Origin of the sequence: Afipia clevelandensis ATCC 49720 (assembly GCF_000336555.1) — a bacterium.
Classification (GTDB): Bacteria; Pseudomonadota; Alphaproteobacteria; order Rhizobiales; family Xanthobacteraceae; genus Afipia; species Afipia clevelandensis.
Genome location: NZ_KB375281.1, coordinates 1,886,792 through 1,905,237, shown reverse-complemented (window position 1 = coordinate 1,905,237; position 18,446 = coordinate 1,886,792). Strand labels below are relative to the sequence as shown.

Genomic DNA, 18,446 nt, shown 5'->3' with positions numbered 1-18,446 from the left:
ATGGGATCGTTTAGCGCCCTGATACGTGATGCCTATGCGGTCGCCGGATGGCGATTGCCGCTTCTTGTCGTTGTGACGTTTGCCAGTGCATTGCTGGAAGGCGCTACGATTGCTGCTTTGTTGCCACTGTTGGCCAAATCCGCGGGAGGGCCAGACGGCGCGAGCGATGCGGTGAGCCGCTTTCTTGAAGGTTTGCTTGCTTTTCTGGGTTTGCCATCGACGACCGACGGCGTTGCGATCCTGATCGGCGTGCTCATTCTTTTGAGCGCCGTTGTTTTTCTGTATCAGGCCTATCTCTCGTCACGTTTGCAGACCGGGTACGTCGCGTCATGGCAGCATCGCCTGTTTTCGGCTTTTTTCGCCGCGGACTACAGCTTCTTCCGCTCGCGGCGGGCGGGTGACCTGATCGCATCCGCGGTGACCGAGCCGCAGCGGCTCGGCGGCGCATTCTACCAGGCCAACCTGATCGTCACCTCGATACTTTACATTGTCGTGCAGGTGGTGATCGCGCTGCTGATCGCACCTGTGGTGGTTGCTCTGCTGGTGGGCGTTGGTTGCTTGCTCTTCGTTGCGACCCGAGTCCTTGTACGTCGTGCGCTCGCTCATGGGCGCGAGATGACCGCGGTGAACGCGGACTTCCAGGCCGATGCCGGCGAACTCATGGCTGGCGCCAAGTTTGTCAAGGCGACCTCGACGGAGGTTCGAGCCGTGAGCCGGCTCGGAGCCGCGATTGAAAGGTTACGGCAGCTTACATTTGCCAACAGTTTCGATGTCCAGATCGTTCGCGCTGTTTTTGAGTATGCCAGCGGACTACTGGTGGTCATTCTGCTGGCGGCCGGGCCGTCGCTATTTGCGATCGACGTCGGCACGATTCTGGTTATCGTGGCGATGTTCGTGCGGCTGTTTCCGAAGGTGACCGGCCTGCGGCAGTGCCTTCAGTCCATCGGCCTTGCTCTCCCGGCGTTCGACGCTGTTGTCGAGAGGCTGGCTGAGGCCGGCGCAGCGCGGGAGCCCGGCGGACTGGTTGCGCCGACGGGATGGCAAGATCATGGCGCGGCGTCGATTGCACTGGAGGATGTGTCTGTCGAAGTCAACGCAAGAAAAATTTTGTCGGATGTATCTCTGCAGATTCCGGCTGGCGCGTTTGTCGTCATCACCGGGCCTACCGGCGCGGGAAAGACGACATTGCTCGATTGCATTCTTGGCCTGCGGCGGCCGACGCAGGGAAGTGTGACGATCGACGGACATTCATTGAACGATCTGCCTGCCTCGGTATGGCGCAAAGGTATTGGTTACCTCGGTCAGGATCCAGTGCTGTTCAACGCTAGCATCGCGGACAATCTTCGCTGGATTGTGCCCAAGACGACGGATGGTGAATTGCGCGCCGCGCTCGGCAGGGCATCCGCTGGCTTTGTCGATGGGCTGCCATCTGGAATCGAAGCCATGGTCGGCGATCACGGCAGCCGTCTCTCCGGCGGCGAACGGCAACGGCTTGCTCTCGCGCGTGCATTGCTCGGAAATCCGCGCCTGCTCGTGCTGGATGAGGCGACCAGCGCACTCGATGCTGCGACTGAGGAGTCTGTTGTTGCGTCGATCCGCTCCCTGAAGGGCGAGATCACCATCGTCGCCATCACGCACCGTCCTGCACTGGTCGATGCCGCCGACCTTGTTCTGGAAATGCAAGACGGACGAGTGGTGTCATTCGCTCGCATCACCGGGCCTGTTGCTACCTCGCAAGGTGTACGGATACTCTGATGAAGTTGCGTTCCTCATTGTCGAAACTCGCGCCCGGTTATGTTCCGGGTACTGGTGTTGCGTTGTGGATCATCAACGGACTTGCTCAGCGTTTGATGCGTCTCGATGGCGATTGTCGCTATGGCAAACACTTTACATCCCGAGTGTTGCATTCCGGTGGATTAAGTATTGAAGACGAGTGCCCCGATGTCAGACGCAGCCTGGCGGTCAGTGGCGGTTGCTACATCAATGCCGCCGACGCGCTTCACATCGGGCGGGGGACCATCTGGGGCGCCAATGTCGCAATCATCTCGCAGGATCACGATATCGATGATTTCGATCTGGCGCCTCCAACCAAGGGGATCAGGATCGGCCGCTCGTGCTGGATCGGATTCGGAGCGGTGATCTTGCCCGGAGTTACGCTCGGCGACCATACGATCGTGGGAGCAAACTCGGTGGTTAACGAGTCTTTCCCGGAAGGCCATGTGGTGATCGCCGGCGCTCCGGCGCGACAGGTCAGACAGGTTGAGTCTACGGCATTCAACAAACCAACGGAAACATACGGCGCATGAGATCTGTTTTGCTGGAAAAGCTTCGGTGCCCTTTGACTGGGCACCAGCTACAGGTCGCGGCCATTGAAAGCGGCGTTGACATTGAGAAGAAGGCTGCGGTCCGGACCGGCATTTTGTGGTCGGAGCAAGGCGGCTTCTGGTATCCGATCATCAATTACGTTCCGATCATGCTGACGTTTGTAACACCGCTTGTTACAAAATTTGCCAGCGAGCACGCATCGCGTGTTGCTGCGCTTTCCGGACAGCCGAAGCTGCCGAATGCCTCACCGGAGCAGGGCGAGCGCAGCGTTCAAACCACATTCACCGAGGAGTGGGGTGGTCTTGAGGATGACCAGCTTACGTTCGTCTATGACCAAACCGAACTTGTTGCGCTTCACCGGGATGTCTGGATTCAGCAAGATGACGAAGAGCGATCTAGCGCAAGGACGGTGCTGGATGTTGGGTGCGGGTTCGGCAAGGAAGCGATTGTTCTTTCCGAACTGTATCCAAACGCCCAGGTGATTGGCGCGGATCTCAACCTCGCTGTTGTGAAGGCTGGCGAACGGCTGGTGGAAACGACCCGGGTGAATCCCGTGGTTGCTTCGCTGTTTCACTTGCCTTTCAGTCCCGAGTCGATGGATCACGTTCACTGCCAAGGCGTGCTTCATCATACATGGTCGACAAAAGCTGGATTTGACGCCATCGCCGAGAAGGTTGCGTCTGCCGGATCGTTGTTCGTCTGGGTGTACGCCGCTGAGGACAGGCATGTCGTCAAGGGCGTGCGCGGCATGCTCGTCCGGGCATACTGGAGCATCTCGCATCGCATTTTCCGGCCGGTATTGAGCCGTGCTCCCAGCGCCGTGCGTTCTGCTGCAGTTCACGCCATATCGGCGGCAATACATCCCATCATAAAAGACCGGGGACGCAACCGCGGCCGGTGGAAATACGCTAATACTGTTCATGGCATTCGCGATGCGTTTACGCCGATGTATGCGCACGAACATGGCTTCAACGAAGTTCTGGAATGGTTCGAGGCGGCGGGCTTTTCGCCGAAACCCCAGCGTCCGCTGAAATATCGCGAGCTATTCGGCTCCCGGCTTGTCGGCGCCGGCTTCATCGGCCGTCGGCCGGCTTGAAAAGCCTCTCATTGATGATGTTATGTGTGGAATAGCCGGGATCGTGGAACGCGGCCTGTCGGGCCGGCTTGGGCGCGATCTCGTGTCCATGGCGGATGCCATGGCGCATCGTGGGCCGGACGGTTTCGGATATGCGGCCATCGAGGGACGCAACATCAGGCCGTTTGCAGCCGCGGATTTGCCGCCAAAAACGCGCGTCGGCCTGGCTCACCGGCGATTGTCGATCATCGATCTCAGTTCCGCTGCGGCACAGCCGATGATCGATGAAGAGGCGCGCCGCGCGATTACCTATAATGGCGAGATTTACAACCACGCCGAGTTGCGCAAGCTGCGTCTTGGCGGACGGCAATGGATTTCTGCCGGTGATACCGAAGTACTATTTCGCGCGTTCGCTGCAGAGGGAGTTGCAGCCCTCGCCAATTGTGTCGGCATGTTCGCGTTTGCCTATGTCGATCTGGATCGAAACGTCCTCACGCTGATCCGTGATCCTTTCGGGATCAAGCCTCTTTACTATTTCGCTGAACACGACCGGTTCGCGTTTGCATCGGAAATTCGCCCTTTGACGGCGTTGCTTGAAAGGCCACTGGCTGCCGATGCGGCTGTGGTGCATCGCTTTCTCCGCTATGCCGTGACCGACGCCGATGAAAGGACGTTCTTTCGCGCGATCAAGCAAGTCCCGCCGGGGGGCGGTCTGGAAGTGTCCCTCGATGATCCCGCGCGGATCAGGCAATTCATTTGGTGGACGCCAGTTTCGAAGTCGCGGGCGAACCGCCGCTCCCGTTCGGGTGCGGCTGAGGAACTGCGCGCATTATTTGTCGAGAGTGTGAAGCTTCATTTGCGCGCCGATACGCCGGTCGCGACCACGTTGTCCGGCGGAATCGATTCTAGCGCGATCGTCGCGGTCGCTCGCGCAGCGCTTGGGCAGGACGGCACCATTCACAGCTTTACTTATCGGGCAGGTGACGATCCTCTCGATGAAGGGCGATATGCAAAGGTTGCTGCCGCAGCGGCTCATGTTGTGGCGCACGATGTTCACGGTGCTCCCGATGCTCTTGCTGCTGAGTTGGATGCGCTAATCCTGACGCAGGCGGAGCCCTTCACGACCACAAGCGTGTACGCGCAAGCGCTGGTATTCCGGTCCGTGGCCGAGCAGGGTTTCAAGGTCGCCGTTGACGGGCAGGGCAGTGACGAAATTTTCGCCGGTTATCATGCTTTCGCCGCCGCGCGCCTCGCCGCAAATTTGCGGGAAGGGCGACTGATTGGTGCCGGCCGTTCGCTGATGTCGTCTTCATCGGGACGAGTGAGGCTGCTTGGCTCGGCGGCGGAACGCTTGTTGCCTGAGGCCGCGCGGCAGATGTTGCGCGGCGCATTGGGGTATTCGTCGTTTCCGTCGTGGCTTGATGCGGCGTGGTTTGCGGACGCTTCTCTCGACAAGGCTCATCCGTCTTACGGAGTCTCTCTGAAAGATGAGCTGTTCAATGCGACATGGCGCGCAAGCCTGCCGATGCTGCTGCGTTACGCAGATCGGAACGCCATGGCTGTTTCTGTCGAAAATCGCGTGCCGTTTCTGACGCCCGAACTGGTGCGCTTCGCCTTTTCGCTGCCGGACGAGTTCCTGATCGATGGAGATGGCGTGACAAAGAGCCTGTTGCGCGATTCGTTGCGAGGGCTTGTCCCGGATGTCTTGCTCGACCGTCGCGACAAGATAGGATTTCAGACGCCGGAAAGCCGCTGGATCAAGACATCGGAATTGCTCAGGGTAAAGCTCAGAAGCTTCTTTTCGGGTAACATGCCGCCATTTCTTTCGCCGTCGTTTCCGCAATATGCGATTGACGTCATAGATGGCCACAGGTCTTACGATCCCGCTGTTTGGCGCGTTGCGAATCTCATTCGCTGGGCCGAACTTAATGACGTGGCGTTCTAGGGCGATCCGGTGAAGCTGCTTGTTATTAGCCTTAATTTTCCGCCCTATAACGCTAGCGGTTCGGTCCGCGTAGGAAAGCTGGTGCGTTATCTGATCGACCGCGGTCATGATGTGCGCGTTGTGGCGGGCGAAGGACTGAATTTACCGGAGACCCTCGAGATGTCATTTCCTGCGGGGAGCGTCGTTCGCGTGCCCTACTGGAATATCGAGGCGCCGATCGATTGGGCGCGGAATCGCTTGCAAGGCGGCGGTACCGCCGCTGTTGCGTCAGGAAGCGGTCACCAGGGATTGATGCATCGGCTCGTCACCCTGTATCGGGCGCTGTTTGCCATTCCGGATAGCCAGCTCGGATGGCGAAAACCGGCGCTTCGTGCGGCGCGCGCGATTGTAAAGAGCTGGCAGCCCGACGTCATTGTTTCCAGTGCATTGCCTTTTACCTGCCATGTGGTGGCGCGGGATCTTGCGCGCGAACTTCGTGTGCCTTGGGTCGCTGAATTTCGCGATCTCTTTGCCGAGAACCCGTACAATCAGGTTCCTGCATGGCGCGACTGGCTTAACCGCGTCATCGAGCGTCGGGTGATGAAGGATGCGGCGGGATGCACGACGGTGTCGCCGCCGTTGGCCGGAGCTCTTGCCGTCGCGCATGGTCATCCCACCGAGGTTATTCTCAATGGATTCGACGCTTCGGACGTCGTTCCGGGTCTTGTTCCTCCAACGGGACATCGTCCGCTGAAAATTCTTTACACCGGGATTATCTATCCCGGCCGGCGGGACCCGAGTCCGCTTTTTGCGGCGATCGCCAAGCTTGGCGCGCGGGGAAGGCGGATCGTTGTCGAATTCTATGGTCAAGACCTGAGGGGCGTTGCCGCGATGGCGATGGAAGCGGGAATTTCGCCGCAGGTGAAAATCTTCGGATCCGTGTCATACGAAAAGGCCCTGTGTCTGCAGCAGGAGGCGGATATTCTTCTGCTTCTGCTCTGGGACGATCCGCGCGAGAGAGGCGTTTTCACAGGAAAGATTTTCGAGTACGCGGGTGCCGGGCGTCCCATCTTGTCGATCGGCGCTGAGGATGGCGTTGCTGCGAGCCTTGTTCGTGAACGGAAGCTTGGCGTGAGCGCCACGGCTGTCGATCGTATCGCGGCCGCGCTGACGGCATGGCTTGACGAGTTCGAGGTCACCGGCCGTGTTGCGGGGCCATCGGCAGAGGCTCGCATTGGTCTCAGCCGCGCGGATCAATTTGCCAGGTTTGAAACATTCATCAGCCAGTTTGTGGGTGGTCGTTGATGAAAATCCTGACGGTTGTCGGTGCACGTCCGCAGTTCGTGAAACTCGCACCGGTTCTGGCTGCGCTTCGGTCGCGTCCCCGGCTTCAGCCTTTGGTTGTGCATACCGGGCAGCACTTCGATCCCGAAATGTCGGACGTGTTTTTCGACGAACTTGGTCTTCCGGTGCCGGACTATCACCTTGGCATCCACGGTGGATCGCATGGCGAGATGACTGGGCGCATGCTGACTGCGATCGAGCAGGCGATTGTCACCGAAAAACCGGCAGCGGTTCTGGTTGTCGGGGATACCAACTCGACGCTGGCGGGCGCGCTGGCGGCTTCAAAGCTTCATGTGCCCGTGGCTCACCTGGAAGCCGGTCTGCGTTCCTTCAACAAGGCCATGCCCGAGGAAGTCAATCGGGTTTTGACGGATCATGTGAGCTCCCTGTTGTTTTGCCCGACACAGACAGCCATGAGCAATCTTGCGCGAGAGTCAGTCATGGAGGGTGTCTCTCACGTAGGCGACGTGATGTTCGACGCGATCCTGATGTTTCGAACACAGGCAGAGCGCATGTCGCGCATTCTCAACAGGCTGAGATTGACGGAAGGCGCCTATAGTGTCGCAACGCTGCATCGGGCCGAGAACACCGACAGTGCCGCACAGCTTAGTGCGCTGCTCGCTTTCCTCAAGCGTTCCACTGATAAGCCGGTCGTGCTGCCGCTTCATCCGCGAACGCGTCAGAAGATCGCGGAATTTGGCCTTTCCATGGACGGTCTTATCGTTATCGAGCCGATTGGCTACTTGGATATGATCCGGCTGGTGAGCGGAGCGGCTGATGTATTCACGGATTCTGGCGGATTGCAGAAAGAGGCTTATTTTCTTGGGAAGCCGTGTGTCACGTTGCGTACTGAGACGGAGTGGACCGAAACCATCACGCATGGATGGAATCGTCTCTGGACAGTTGATAACTACGCGCCGCGCCAGCCGATCGCTGACTATGGCGATGGCCATGCCAGCGAAACGATTGCGGAGATTCTCGAACAATCCGTTCTGGTGAACCACTGATGTGTGGGATTGCAGGGTTCATCGATAGCCGTTTCGCGGGTGATGGCCAGCGCCTTCGGGCATTAGCGAATGCCATGGGACACGCGATTGCACATCGTGGGCCTGATGGCAGCGGCGAATGGATTGACGCCGATGCAGGACTTGCCCTGTCGCACCGCCGTCTCTCCATCGTGGATTTGTCGTCTGCGGGTGCGCAGCCCATGGTCTCGTCCGACGAGCGATGGGTGATCTGTTACAATGGTGAAATCTACAACGCTGAAGACATCAGGCGAGTTCCGGAACTGACGGCGGTGCGCTGGCGGGGGCACTCGGATACCGAGGTCATCCTCGAGTCGGTCGCCCACCGTGGTTTGGAACGCACGCTCGACGATATAAACGGCATGTTCGCCATCGCGTTATGGGACCGGACAACGCGATCTCTGCACCTCATTCGCGATCGACTCGGCATCAAGCCTCTGTTCTTAAACGTTGCCGAAGGCCGAACATATTTCGCATCGGAGTTGAAGGCTCTTCATGCTGCCGATCTCTCTTTCGAAATAGATCATTCATCGGTTGCGAGCTTTCTTCGTTTTGGATACGTGCCAGCGCCGTACTCGATCTATCGCGGTGTCGAAAAAATTGCGCCGGGCGAAATCGTGTCCATTCAAGAGGGAGGGCTTGCTCGAAGGCAATACTGGTCTGCTTCGGACGTTGCGCGGGCAGGCATCGCTTCGCCGTTTTCCTTTTCCGATGGCGAGGCTGCCGAGCGTCTGATGGAGCTTCTGCAGGACGCAGTATCCCGTCAGATGCTGTCGGATGTGCCGCTTGGGGCTTTTCTGTCGGGAGGTATCGATTCATCTACCGTCGCGGCCCTGATGGTTCGTGCCCGGCGCGGGCCGGTACGCACGTTCTCGATAGGTTTTCCCGAATTCGGGTTCGATGAATCCAAGGACGCTGCTAATGTTGCACGGCATCTGGGAACAGAACATACGGAACTGATTGTGTCGGCAGCCGATGCCCTCGCAGTGGTTCCGCAGCTTGCGGACATGTACGACGAGCCATTCGCGGATTCGTCGCAGATTCCCGCGCATCTGGTCTCCAAGCTCACCCGGCAGTATGTAACCGTTGCACTATCCGGTGACGGAGGCGACGAACTGTTCGGTGGGTACAACCGCTATCGGTTGGCCGAAGGCATGTCGCAAAATCTTGCGCGTTTTCCGCTTGGTGTCCGGCGGGTCGCCTCGGGCATGTTGAACACGATTCCGATGGGTTGGGTCGATGGCCTTGCCTCGCTGGCGCCGCGCGGAATGCTGCCGTCGCAGGTCGCTGATAAGGTGCGTAAATTCGCGAGCATTATGACACTGGATGCCGAAGGGATTTATCGTCGCTTGGTCAGCCAGAATGACGATCCCGCAGTGCTTGCACCCATGGCCCAAGAGCATCCGCTGATGTCGTGGTCGACTGGCCCGATTGCAGCCTTGCCGACGTTTCTCGATCGGATGCAATTGCTCGATACGGTCACCTATCTTCCTGACGACATTCTTCAGAAAGTCGACCGGGCGTCGATGGCGGTGGCGCTTGAAGCGCGTCCACCGTTGCTGGATCACCGTGTGGTGGAGTTCTCTTGGCATTTGCCGCAGCGTTTCAAGATACGCGGCGGTGAAACAAAATGGCTGTTGCGTCGGGTCGCCGAGCAAGTGGTGCCGCGGCAGTTGCTGGACCGGCCCAAGATGGGATTCGGTATTCCCCTCGCTGAATGGCTGCGGGGTCCGTTGAGAGAGTGGGCGGAAGACTTGCTCGATCCGCAGCGCCTCGACGGCGGCCTTCTCGATATGAACACTGCGCGTCGCTTGTGGGCGGAGCACTTGACCGGACGCAGGAACTGGGCCTATGCGCTTTGGACCATTTTGATGTTCGAGGCGTGGCGCAGGCGGTGGAGCGCTGCCTAGGCCGTGACAGAGGAGAAATTGCCTTCGACGCAGCACATCCTCTTTGTCACCAAGAAGATGGTGATGGGAGGCGCAGAGCGTCATTTGATGCAGATTCTGCCTGCGCTCAAGGCGCGTGGTTTCGCGGTAGAGCTGTTCGTTCTGGAACGGGGCGGAGAGCTGGAAAGCGAACTGGTGAAAGCCGGAATAACCATCTCGGGGCCATTGCGTTATTCGAGCCGTGCAACACACCTGTTTGCAGCGGCATCTGAGTTGTACCTTCGCATTCGTGCGGTGCGTCCGGACATCCTCCATTTCTTTCTGCCAGAACCCTACCTGATCGGTGCGATGGCGGGAATTGCCGCCGGTCACCGAACCATGATCATGAGCCGGCGGTCGTTGGCCCACTATCAACAGCGCTATCCATGGCTGGGCCGCGTGGAACGTTTCCTGCATCGCCGGATGACGGTGCTTCTGGGAAATTCACAAGCCGTCGTTGATGAACTCGTGGCTGAAGCGGGAGACCGCGGCAAAATCGGTCTCATCCATAATGGCGTAACAGTCGGTCAACTCGCAGATGAAGGAACCCGCCCGGAACAGCGTGCTGCTCTGGGCCTTCCAGCCGACGCCTTTGTGATGGTGATTGTGGCCAATCTGTTTCGATACAAGGGCCACGCCGATCTCCTTGATGCGCTTGGAACGATAGCGTCGCAGCTTCTGCAGCCGTGGCGATTGATGGTGGTCGGACGCGACGAAGGGGAGGGATCGCAGCTTCGTCTCCAGGCTGAGCGCCTTGGCATCGCAGATCGTATTTTGTGGCTCGGCGAGCGCCGCGATGTACAGGATATTCTGGCAGCCGCGGATGTCAGTCTGCTGGTTTCGCATCAGGAGGGCTTTTCAAATGCCTTGATCGAAGCGATGGGGCAGGGGTTGCCCGTCATTGCAACCGCGGTCGGCGGCAATGTGGATGCCATTGTCGACGGGGAATCGGGTTTGCTTGTGCCCGCGCAAAATTCCGCGGCGCTGGCGGTGGAAATTCTCGATATCGCCATGCAGCCGCAGCGCCGTCAGGCAATGGGATTGGCGGCTCGTGAGCGTGTTCTCGGGCTGTTTTCGCAAGACGCTTGTGTCAGCCGCTATGCACGTCTTTATCGAGGCCTGTCAGCACGGCCGAAATCTCCCGTCCAGGCCATCATTGATGGCATAGAACCGGATGTTTCCGGAAGAAATTAACCCGTCGCGGGTTCTTTATCCCCTTGGTCGCAAGAGCTTTGCGTGCCAGAAGATCCCGCTTGAAAACATGTCGTAGAAATCCCGTCACCATGTCGACCTTCATGACGTCTCGCAAAGAACAGATTCTTGTTCACTCTGAACAATATGCCGCTTCACGATCCGGCTGGCGTGAGAAGGCATCCTTCTTTCATCGCGAAGACGAGCGATACCTCCGGTTTCTTATTCCGGAAGGCGTGCGCGTGCTGGAGATTGGCTGCGGAACGGGCGACACGCTGGCGGCGCTGTCGCCCTCGCATGGCGTTGGAGTCGATTTCAGTCCGGGCATGATCGAGCAGGCGCGCAGGTTGCATCCCGATTTCACCTTCCATGTTGGCGACGCGGAGGATCCGGCGACGATCGCGGCGCTCGGCGGGCCGTTCGACGTCATTTTGGTGCAAGACACCATCGGGTCGCTGGACGATTGCCAGAAGTTTCTCGAACGGCTGCATCCGCTCTGCACGCGGGAGACGCGCGTTGTCATCGGGCATTTTTCGCACCTGTGGCACCCGATCCTGAGGTTCGCCGAAATAATCGGCCAGCGAATGCCTTATCCCTGGCAGAACGTGCTCGCCCCGGACGACGTTGCGGCGCTGGCCGATCTGGCGGATTTTGATCCGGTCAAGGCGGAGCGGCGCATGCTGATGCCAGTGTCGCTGTTCGGCATCGGGCGTCTGGTGAACAGGTTCATCAGCGTCCTTCCGGGCATCCGGCAATTGTCGCTTCGTCACTATGTCGTGTGCCGCTCGCTGCGTGTCGCTGATGACGGACTGAAGTCTGCAACGGTTGTGATTCCCGCGCGCAACGAGCGCGGCAACATCGAGCCCGCTGTGCAGCGCCTGCCGCAGTTTTGCGATGACATCGAGATCATTTTCATCGAAGGGCACAGTAAGGATGGCACCTTCGAGGAAATGGAGCGCGTCAAGGCCGCTTATCCCGACAAAGACATCAAGCTGATGCGCCAGCCCGGCAAAGGCAAGGCTGATGCCGTCTTCACTGCCTACGACGTTGCGCGCGGTGATGTTCTGATGATCCTCGACGCCGATCTCACCATGCCGCCGGAACAGCTTCCGAAATTCTGGGACGCGATCAAGTCAGGCAAGGGTGAGTTCGTCAACGGCTCGCGTCTGGTTTATCCGCTGGAGGAAGACGCCATGCGCTTTCTCAATCTGATCGCCAACAAGATATTCTCGTATCTGTTCTCGTGGCTGCTGAACGAGCGTTATACCGACACGCTGTGCGGCACCAAGGTAATGCGGCGAACGGACTATTATCGCTTGCGCGAGGGTAAGGCCTATTTCGGCGACTTCGATCCGTTCGGAGATTTCGACCTGATCTTCGGCGCTTCGAAGTTGAACCTCAAGGCAATCGATCTGCCGATCCGCTACGCGGCGCGCGCCTATGGCGAGACCCAGATTTCGCGGTTCCGGCACGGCGTGATGTTGCTGAAGATGGTGGTCTTCGCATTCTTCAAGATCAAGGCGATCTAGCCGGCGCGCGCGATGACGTTGATGCTTGCGCCGTCGCCGACAAGCCGGCGAAGCGCGGCCGGCTCAAGGGGAAGCAGCCGTTCGCTTCGCTCATGGTAGAATCGATAGTTATACGGCGCGAAGCAGGCGAGCAATTCTTCCAGCGACGAGCCGCGCTCGTCGAGCACATACGGTGAGAGTTCCATCAGGAAAACCGGCCGGCTGTCGCGCAGCAATCCGGTCGCGCCGCGCAGAACTTCGGTTTCGAAGCCATCGACATCGAGCTTGACGAGTTGCACAATCGGATTGCTTAGTTGGGCGAGGACACCATCGATGCTGAGGGCCCGCGCCTTGTTAGTCGGCATGGCTTGTCCCTGATGCTTGGCGTGCAGATTGTCCTGCTCCGTTAGGGGCCAGCTCGAATAGATTGAGTCCGGCACGCTGGCGTCGTCCTGTCCCGCAAGGAAACATTGAAATGTCGTGATGCGCGGGGCGAGTTCGGGATTGAGGTCGAGATTGCGGCGCAGTTTGCGATAGGCGTAATCGGTCGGCTCGAACGACAGGACACGGCCGGATGGCCCCACGAGTTGCGCGAGCGGAAGGGAGTGCGCGCCGATATTGGCGCCGACGTCGAGCACGAATGATCCCGGCTTGACCCATTTACGCAGGGCATTCTGCGTTCCCCGCTCGAACATGTTTCCAAGGTAGATCGCAAGATCGATCCCTTGCGACAGATCGAGATCGTACGTCACGCCGTTTCGGGTTGCGAGGCATCGATCCGACCTCCCGACGAGTGCCCGCGCGATGTGGATGTTTCGGTATGCGATGCGCGCCAGTGCGAGCTTGTGGACGGTCTTCATTCGGGTTCTCTTGAGCTTGCGCTGATGGCGGCGCGCGCCCGCTCTCTTAGCCGGTTTGATCCGCTAGCAAAATAGCCTTCGCTCTCATCTTCCTGAAAGATCACATGTCACGGTCTGCTGAAACGCCGCACTCCATCTCGACGAAAACCGAAGCCGGGTCAGATGCCCTGGCGCGCCTGACGCCGTTCGGCTGGTGGGGCGGTCTCGCCGTGATCGTGCTTCTGCTCGCAGTCTCGTTCCTGCTTGCGGGCTATTTTATCGCCTACTGGCGCAATGCCGACATGGATTTCATGGTCGTCTACAGCGCGCTGTCGCTGAACGATGGCCATTACGTGTTCTTTCCGCACCCGGCGTATCTCACGATTATCTCGGTCAGCCGATGGCTTCAGTTCCTGCACCAGATCGGCCTTCTCGATGCGCCCTCGCTTTCGGCTATCCCGTCCGCGTCGAACGTCCCCGCATTTGACGCCGCCATGACGGCGGCCATTCGTGCAGGCAGGGTGCTCGCATTCTTAACAGCGACAGGTTTCGTCCTCGCTTTCGCCGGGCTTGCGCGGCTTCTCGTTCGCGATTGGAGGTTAGCGCTGCTCGCAACCTTCGCTTTTGCGTTTTCGGGCGGCGTCGCGGTTCACATGCGAATCCTACGCAGCGAGATGATCGCGGGCTGTTTCTTCGTGTTTGTCCTGATGATCCTGATCGCCGTCGCGCGCCGGGGAACGGGATGGCGGCCGCTGGCGATCGGTTTCGCAGCAATGCTTTGCGTGCTGGCGCTTGAGAACAAGATTCATGCGATCCTGCTGATCGCGGCGCTGCCGGTCCTGATCCTGCCGTTCGGGTCGGCGTCTGGCGCGAGCGCGGCTTTCTGGAATGATGCGACTCGCGCCGGACTCGCAGTGCTGATTGCAGCATTAATCGCGGCACTGATGGTCTATCTGTCGTGGCCCCTCATTGCGCTGGGGATCAATCCAGCAGTGACGGCTATGGCGTCGCTAAAGCCGTTGCTAATCGGCAGGTTTGGCGTCTATCAGGTTGCGCTGCTTGGCTGGATTATCATATGCATGCTTGCGTTCGCCAGAGTCTGGCGTGTCTGGCTTATGGAAACCCTCGCGGCGATGTTCGCGGTCGTTGCGGGGGCGGCGTTGGGCCTTCTGGCGCTATTCATTGACTTCGACGCCAGCAACGTCGTGATTGTTCTCAATCCCCTGGAAGAAATGCTGACTTTCGCCGATCCGCAGGCGATCTCGGCGGCGGGAGCGAGTGGACCGTTCGCAGCTATCGGCTTGCTGCTCTCCGGCGTGGTGAGTGTACTGCAGCGCTACACATTCTTTCTGTTTACGTCGCCACGGCCCACAGTTTTCCTGACGTGGCTGATCCTGCCCGGGATTGTCTGTGCGTGGCGGCGGGGTGAGCGGCAGGTTGCGCTGCAGGCGGCCATGCTCATGCTGTCGGCGATCGGAATCGACGCGCTCGGGGTTCGCCGCGGCCTGAAGGCCGAGTATTTTGTTCTGACCGATCCGCTGATCATTATCGCTGGCATGATTCTGCTGGATCGGATGAGCGATGTCAGATTTCACAGATGGGCCTATGCCGTCGGGGCAACCTTGATCGTGCTTCACATCGGCATCAGTCAGGCCGAACCCATCAAGTCGATGACCAGGCGCGCCGGGCCGGAAGGCATCTGCGAGTGGAACCAGCATTACCTGCCACGGCTTCCGTTGCCGTGGTGTGCAAGTCCGGCAAAGCCCTAGCTGTCAGCTACATCTCACCCTTCGGTTCAATATCGTCAGGCGCGGCGGCTTTCTCCGCACTCAGAATCCACACCAGCCCACCGATCGCTCCGACCACGAAAGACGATGCGCCAAACAGCAGCGACACCACGGTGCCGTCGGTCGGCGCGAGGCCCGCGTAACCGAACGCGACCATCATGGTGGCTTCACGCACCCCCCAGCCGGCGATGGAGATCGGCAGCATGGTGATCAGCATGATCGGCGGGACCAGCATGAATAATTGCTCGAATGCGGCGGGCGCCGCGATGGAGCGGACCGCGCACCATGCGATCACCACGGCCATCACATGGATCATTAGCGAGAGTGCGGTGACTTTCGGTCCGCTGTTGCGGTTGAAGATCACCTGATTGGCGATCACCGCGCAGGCATGGATATGGCGGAGCGGCCAGAGCGTCTTGAGCCATTTCCAGGGCAGCACCCCATAGATCAGAAAACCGACGCCGGTCGAGATCGCAGCCAGGTCAACCAGCAGCAGCGCCAGCCGCCCGCGCGGACTGCCGATCAGGTCGTAGCTCCAGGGCAGGCTGGTAACGACGATCAGCGCAAGCGCGATCAATCCGATGGCGCGATCGACAAGCACGGAATAGGTGGCCGCGCGCCAGCCGGCGCCGGTGTGCCGCACCAGCCACAGCCGCATGGCGTCGCCGCCAATGGTCGATGGCAGCGTCTGGTTGAAGAACGCACCGATCATGTTGTAGCGAAAGGCTTGACCGGTTCCGAGGGCGGCGGCGCAGCGCGCGCTGATTTCCCGCCAGCGCAGGGCGCCGAGGAAAATCTGGAAGATGGTCGCCAGCACGGCGAGCAGAAACCAGCCGGGGCTGATCTGGCTCAGGCGAGACTGGATGGCGGCGAAATTGATGCCGCGGAACGCGAAATAGAGCAGCGCCGCCGACACCAGTATTCGAGCGGCAAGTAGGAGAAATCCGCGCATTCCGGACCGCGATGGTTAATGTTGCTGAAGTCAGAGGAAGGACCCGAATACAGCCTCCGGCGGCCCTTTTCAGGGGTCTTGGTATGGCTTTAGGGCTGTTCTGGCAAGTAGGCAGGCTCCGCCTATTGCGGCGCCTGCCGCGCGGCGGCTAAAGAGGGCGGCTTGATTGTGGGGGACCCGCGCCGGTCGTGCCCCACAGACGTTGGGGGACAATAATTCGTGACACACGGGCGGAAAATCGCGGTCATCGGGCTTGGCTATGTTGGATTGCCGGTCGCGGCCGCTTTTGCACGCGCCGGGGTTCCCGTCACCGGTTTCGACATCGACCAGAGACGTATTGCCGAGTTGCGCGCCTTTCATGATCGCACGCACGAAGTGGAGGCTGCGGATTTGCGCCATGCCTCACTCTCGTTCACCCACGATGTGAAGGATCTGGCCTCGTCGGACTTTTTCATCGTCACCGTGCCGACGCCGATCGACGATGCACGCCAGCCCGATCTCGGCGCGATGTTCGCAGCGTCCCGCACGGTGGGGTCGGTGCTCAAGGCAGGCGACATCGTTGTTTATGAGTCGACGGTTTATCCCGGCGCGGTTGAAGACGATTGCGTTCCCATTCTTGAAAAGACATCGGGGTTGAAGGCTGGGTCGGATTTCAAGGTCGGTTATTCACCGGAACGCATCAATCCCGGCGACAAGCAGCATCGCTTCGAAACGATCATGAAGGTGGTCTCGGCGCAGGATGCGCCGACGCTCGACATTGTCGCCAGCGTCTATGGATCGGTGGTGACGGCGGGGATTCATCGCGCGCCGTCCATCAAGGTGGCTGAAGCCGCGAAGGTGATCGAGAACACGCAGCGCGATCTCAATATCGCGTTCATGAACGAATTGTCGCTGATTTTCCAGGCGCTGAATATCGACACCGGCGATGTGCTGGCGGCGGCGCGCACCAAATGGAATTTCATGCCGTTTCAGCCGGGACTTGTCGGCGGGCACTGCATCGGGGTCGATCCGTATTATCTGACCTATCGCGCAGAGCGCGCGGGCTATCATCCGGAGGTCATTCTGGCCGGCCGGCGCATCAACGACGGCATGGGCCAGCGCGTCGCGCGCGAATGCATCCGCGGCCTGCTGCGGCGGAAGAGCAACGGCGGTGTGGTCACCATTCTCGGCCTGACCTTCAAGGAAGACGTGCCGGATACGCGCAACTCCCGCGTGATCGACATCATCCGCGAACTTGAGTCGTTCGGACTCACGGTGCAGGTGAACGATCCGATGGCGGACCCGGCGGACGCCATGCACGAATACGGTGTCAAACTGGTTGATGCCGCTGCGTTGCAGCCCGCCGATGCGGTCATCATGGCCGTTGCACATCAGAGTTACATCAATGCGGGCTGGCCGCTGATCCAGAAGCTGCTGAACAGAGGGCAGGGTCTTGTGCTCGACGTGAAAATGAGGCTCGACCGCGCCAGCCGTCCTGACGGCATCGAGTTGTGGCGGCTTTGAACGCCGGATGGTGAAACGAATGTCGGATCGAACAATACTCGTGACAGGCGCCGCCGGATTTATCGGATTTCATCAGTCGCAAAAGCTGCTGCAGGCAGGCTATCGGGTTGTCGGCGTCGACAATATCAACGACTACTATGATCCGAAGCTGAAGGAAGCGCGTCTCGACGTGCTCAGGAACGATCCGTCGTTCAGCTTCATCAAGCTCGATCTTGCCGACCGCGCAGTCACGGCGGACCTGTTCAAGGCGCACCGTTTTCCGGTCGTGATCCATCTGGCGGCGCAGGCGGGTGTACGTTACTCGCTGGAAAATCCGCATGCCTATGTGGATGCCAATCTCCAGGGCTTCATCAATATCCTCGAAGGCTGCCGGCACAACGACTGCAAGCATCTGCTTTACGCATCGTCGTCGTCGGTTTACGGCGCCAACACCAAGCTGCCGTTCTCGGTGCATGACAGCGTCGATCATCCTGTCAGTCTGTATGCGGCCTCCAAGAAGGCCAATGAACTGATGGCGCATTCCTACAGCCACCTGTTCGGTATTCCGACGACCGGTCTGCGCTTCTTCACGGTCTATGGCCCTTGGGGCCGGCCGGACATGGCGATGTATCTGTTTGCCGATGCGATCCTCGCAGGCAGGCCGATCAAGATGTTCAACTACGGCAACATGCGCCGCGATTTCACCTACGTTGACGACGTAACGGAAGCTATCGTGCGGCTGATGGATCGGCCGCCGGTCGCGCAGACCCTGGCTCCGAATGCGGTTCCGGATCCCAGCACCAGTGCGGCGCCCTGGCGCGTCTTCAATGTCGGCAACAATCATCCCGAGGAATTGACCAAGGTCGTCGAGGTCCTCGAAAAGGAATTCGGACGCAAGGCCGAGAAGAAATTGATGCCGATCCAGCCGGGCGATGTGCCGGTGACCTTCGCGGATGTCGACGATCTGATGCGTGAGGTCGGCTTCCGCCCCTCAACGACGATCGAAGACGGTGTCGCGCGGTTCGCGGCGTGGTATCGCGAGTATCATCAGCTCTCCTGATTTATT

The 18,446-nt window shown here is 59.4% G+C and carries 14 protein-coding genes; 12 read left to right on the top strand and 2 right to left on the bottom strand.

Going from position 1 to position 18,446, the window contains the following annotated elements:
* The 9 genes from HMPREF9696_RS09125 (at position 1) to HMPREF9696_RS09085 (ending at position 12,341) form a co-directional block, all read left to right on the top strand.
* Complete coding sequence (locus HMPREF9696_RS09125; protein WP_002712699.1) at positions 1 to 1,755, top strand: ABC transporter ATP-binding protein; 1,755 nt, start codon at positions 1 to 3, stop codon at positions 1,753 to 1,755.
* A complete protein-coding gene (locus HMPREF9696_RS22130) occupies positions 1,755 to 2,306 on the top strand; it encodes an acyltransferase (protein ID WP_002712698.1) in 552 nt (183 codons plus the stop codon). Before HMPREF9696_RS09125 ends, HMPREF9696_RS22130 begins: the two co-directional genes overlap by 1 nt.
* Positions 2,303 to 3,421 (top strand): methyltransferase domain-containing protein, encoded by a 1,119-nt coding sequence (locus tag HMPREF9696_RS09115; protein WP_002712697.1) that lies wholly within the window; start codon positions 2,303 to 2,305, stop codon positions 3,419 to 3,421. Before HMPREF9696_RS22130 ends, HMPREF9696_RS09115 begins: the two co-directional genes overlap by 4 nt.
* Before the next feature lie 22 nt (positions 3,422 to 3,443).
* Positions 3,444 to 5,345 carry an asparagine synthase (glutamine-hydrolyzing) gene (gene asnB / locus HMPREF9696_RS09110; protein WP_040301925.1) on the top strand — a complete coding sequence of 634 codons (1,902 nt, stop codon included), beginning with the start codon at positions 3,444 to 3,446 and terminating at the stop codon, positions 5,343 to 5,345.
* A gap of 9 nt (positions 5,346 to 5,354) precedes the next feature.
* Positions 5,355 to 6,629 carry a glycosyltransferase gene (locus tag HMPREF9696_RS09105; RefSeq protein WP_002712695.1) on the top strand — a complete coding sequence of 425 codons (1,275 nt, stop codon included), beginning with the start codon at positions 5,355 to 5,357 and terminating at the stop codon, positions 6,627 to 6,629.
* Positions 6,629 to 7,675: a non-hydrolyzing UDP-N-acetylglucosamine 2-epimerase gene (gene wecB / locus HMPREF9696_RS09100; protein WP_002712694.1), complete on the top strand. Its 1,047-nt coding sequence runs from the start codon at positions 6,629 to 6,631 to the stop codon at positions 7,673 to 7,675. The genes HMPREF9696_RS09105 and wecB overlap by 1 nt, the downstream gene beginning before the upstream one ends.
* Positions 7,675 to 9,603: an asparagine synthase (glutamine-hydrolyzing) gene (gene asnB / locus HMPREF9696_RS09095; protein WP_002712693.1), complete on the top strand. Its 1,929-nt coding sequence runs from the start codon at positions 7,675 to 7,677 to the stop codon at positions 9,601 to 9,603. Before wecB ends, asnB (HMPREF9696_RS09095) begins: the two co-directional genes overlap by 1 nt.
* 18 nt (positions 9,604 to 9,621) lie before the next feature.
* Positions 9,622 to 10,815 (top strand): glycosyltransferase, encoded by a 1,194-nt coding sequence (locus HMPREF9696_RS09090; RefSeq protein ID WP_002712692.1) that lies wholly within the window; start codon positions 9,622 to 9,624, stop codon positions 10,813 to 10,815.
* A 101-nt stretch (positions 10,816 to 10,916) separates the two neighbouring features.
* Complete coding sequence (locus HMPREF9696_RS09085) at positions 10,917 to 12,341, top strand: glycosyltransferase (RefSeq protein WP_245259216.1); 1,425 nt, start codon at positions 10,917 to 10,919, stop codon at positions 12,339 to 12,341.
* Here HMPREF9696_RS09085 and HMPREF9696_RS09080 read toward each other — a convergent pair.
* Entirely contained in the window at positions 12,338 to 13,180 is an 843-nt protein-coding gene (locus tag HMPREF9696_RS09080) for an FkbM family methyltransferase (protein WP_002712690.1), read from the bottom strand. The two genes, HMPREF9696_RS09085 and HMPREF9696_RS09080, sit on opposite strands and share 4 nt — an antisense overlap.
* A 104-nt stretch (positions 13,181 to 13,284) precedes the next feature.
* Between HMPREF9696_RS09080 and HMPREF9696_RS09075 the strand changes: the two genes are divergently transcribed.
* Entirely contained in the window at positions 13,285 to 14,928 is a 1,644-nt protein-coding gene (locus HMPREF9696_RS09075) for a hypothetical protein (protein WP_002712689.1), read from the top strand.
* 7 nt (positions 14,929 to 14,935) lie between these two features.
* Here the strand turns inward: HMPREF9696_RS09075 and HMPREF9696_RS09070 are convergent, their stop codons facing one another.
* Positions 14,936 to 15,898, bottom strand: coding sequence for a lysylphosphatidylglycerol synthase transmembrane domain-containing protein (locus tag HMPREF9696_RS09070; protein WP_002712688.1), 963 nt, complete (start codon positions 15,896 to 15,898; stop codon positions 14,936 to 14,938).
* Positions 15,899 to 16,117: 219 nt separating this feature from the next.
* On the opposite strand from HMPREF9696_RS09070, the gene HMPREF9696_RS09065 reads away from it, so the two are divergent.
* Positions 16,118 to 17,401 (top strand): nucleotide sugar dehydrogenase, encoded by a 1,284-nt coding sequence (locus HMPREF9696_RS09065; RefSeq protein ID WP_002712687.1) that lies wholly within the window; start codon positions 16,118 to 16,120, stop codon positions 17,399 to 17,401.
* Between the two features lie 19 nt (positions 17,402 to 17,420).
* Complete coding sequence (locus tag HMPREF9696_RS09060; protein ID WP_002712686.1) at positions 17,421 to 18,440, top strand: NAD-dependent epimerase; 1,020 nt, start codon at positions 17,421 to 17,423, stop codon at positions 18,438 to 18,440.
* Positions 18,441 to 18,446 lie beyond the last annotated feature (6 nt).

Coding starts and splice junctions, on each gene's coding strand:
- HMPREF9696_RS09125 (WP_002712699.1), top strand. CDS start 1: ATGGGATCGTTTAGCGCCCTGATACGTGATGCCTATGCGGTCGCCGGA.
- HMPREF9696_RS22130 (WP_002712698.1), top strand. CDS start 1,755: ATGAAGTTGCGTTCCTCATTGTCGAAACTCGCGCCCGGTTATGTTCCG.
- HMPREF9696_RS09115 (WP_002712697.1), top strand. CDS start 2,303: ATGAGATCTGTTTTGCTGGAAAAGCTTCGGTGCCCTTTGACTGGGCAC.
- asnB (WP_040301925.1), top strand. CDS start 3,444: ATGTGTGGAATAGCCGGGATCGTGGAACGCGGCCTGTCGGGCCGGCTT.
- wecB (WP_002712694.1), top strand. CDS start 6,629: ATGAAAATCCTGACGGTTGTCGGTGCACGTCCGCAGTTCGTGAAACTC.
- asnB (WP_002712693.1), top strand. CDS start 7,675: ATGTGTGGGATTGCAGGGTTCATCGATAGCCGTTTCGCGGGTGATGGC.
- HMPREF9696_RS09085 (WP_245259216.1), top strand. CDS start 10,917: ATGACGTCTCGCAAAGAACAGATTCTTGTTCACTCTGAACAATATGCC.
- HMPREF9696_RS09080 (WP_002712690.1), bottom strand. CDS start 13,180: ATGAAGACCGTCCACAAGCTCGCACTGGCGCGCATCGCATACCGAAAC.
- HMPREF9696_RS09075 (WP_002712689.1), top strand. CDS start 13,285: ATGTCACGGTCTGCTGAAACGCCGCACTCCATCTCGACGAAAACCGAA.
- HMPREF9696_RS09070 (WP_002712688.1), bottom strand. CDS start 15,898: ATGCGCGGATTTCTCCTACTTGCCGCTCGAATACTGGTGTCGGCGGCG.
- HMPREF9696_RS09060 (WP_002712686.1), top strand. CDS start 17,421: ATGTCGGATCGAACAATACTCGTGACAGGCGCCGCCGGATTTATCGGA.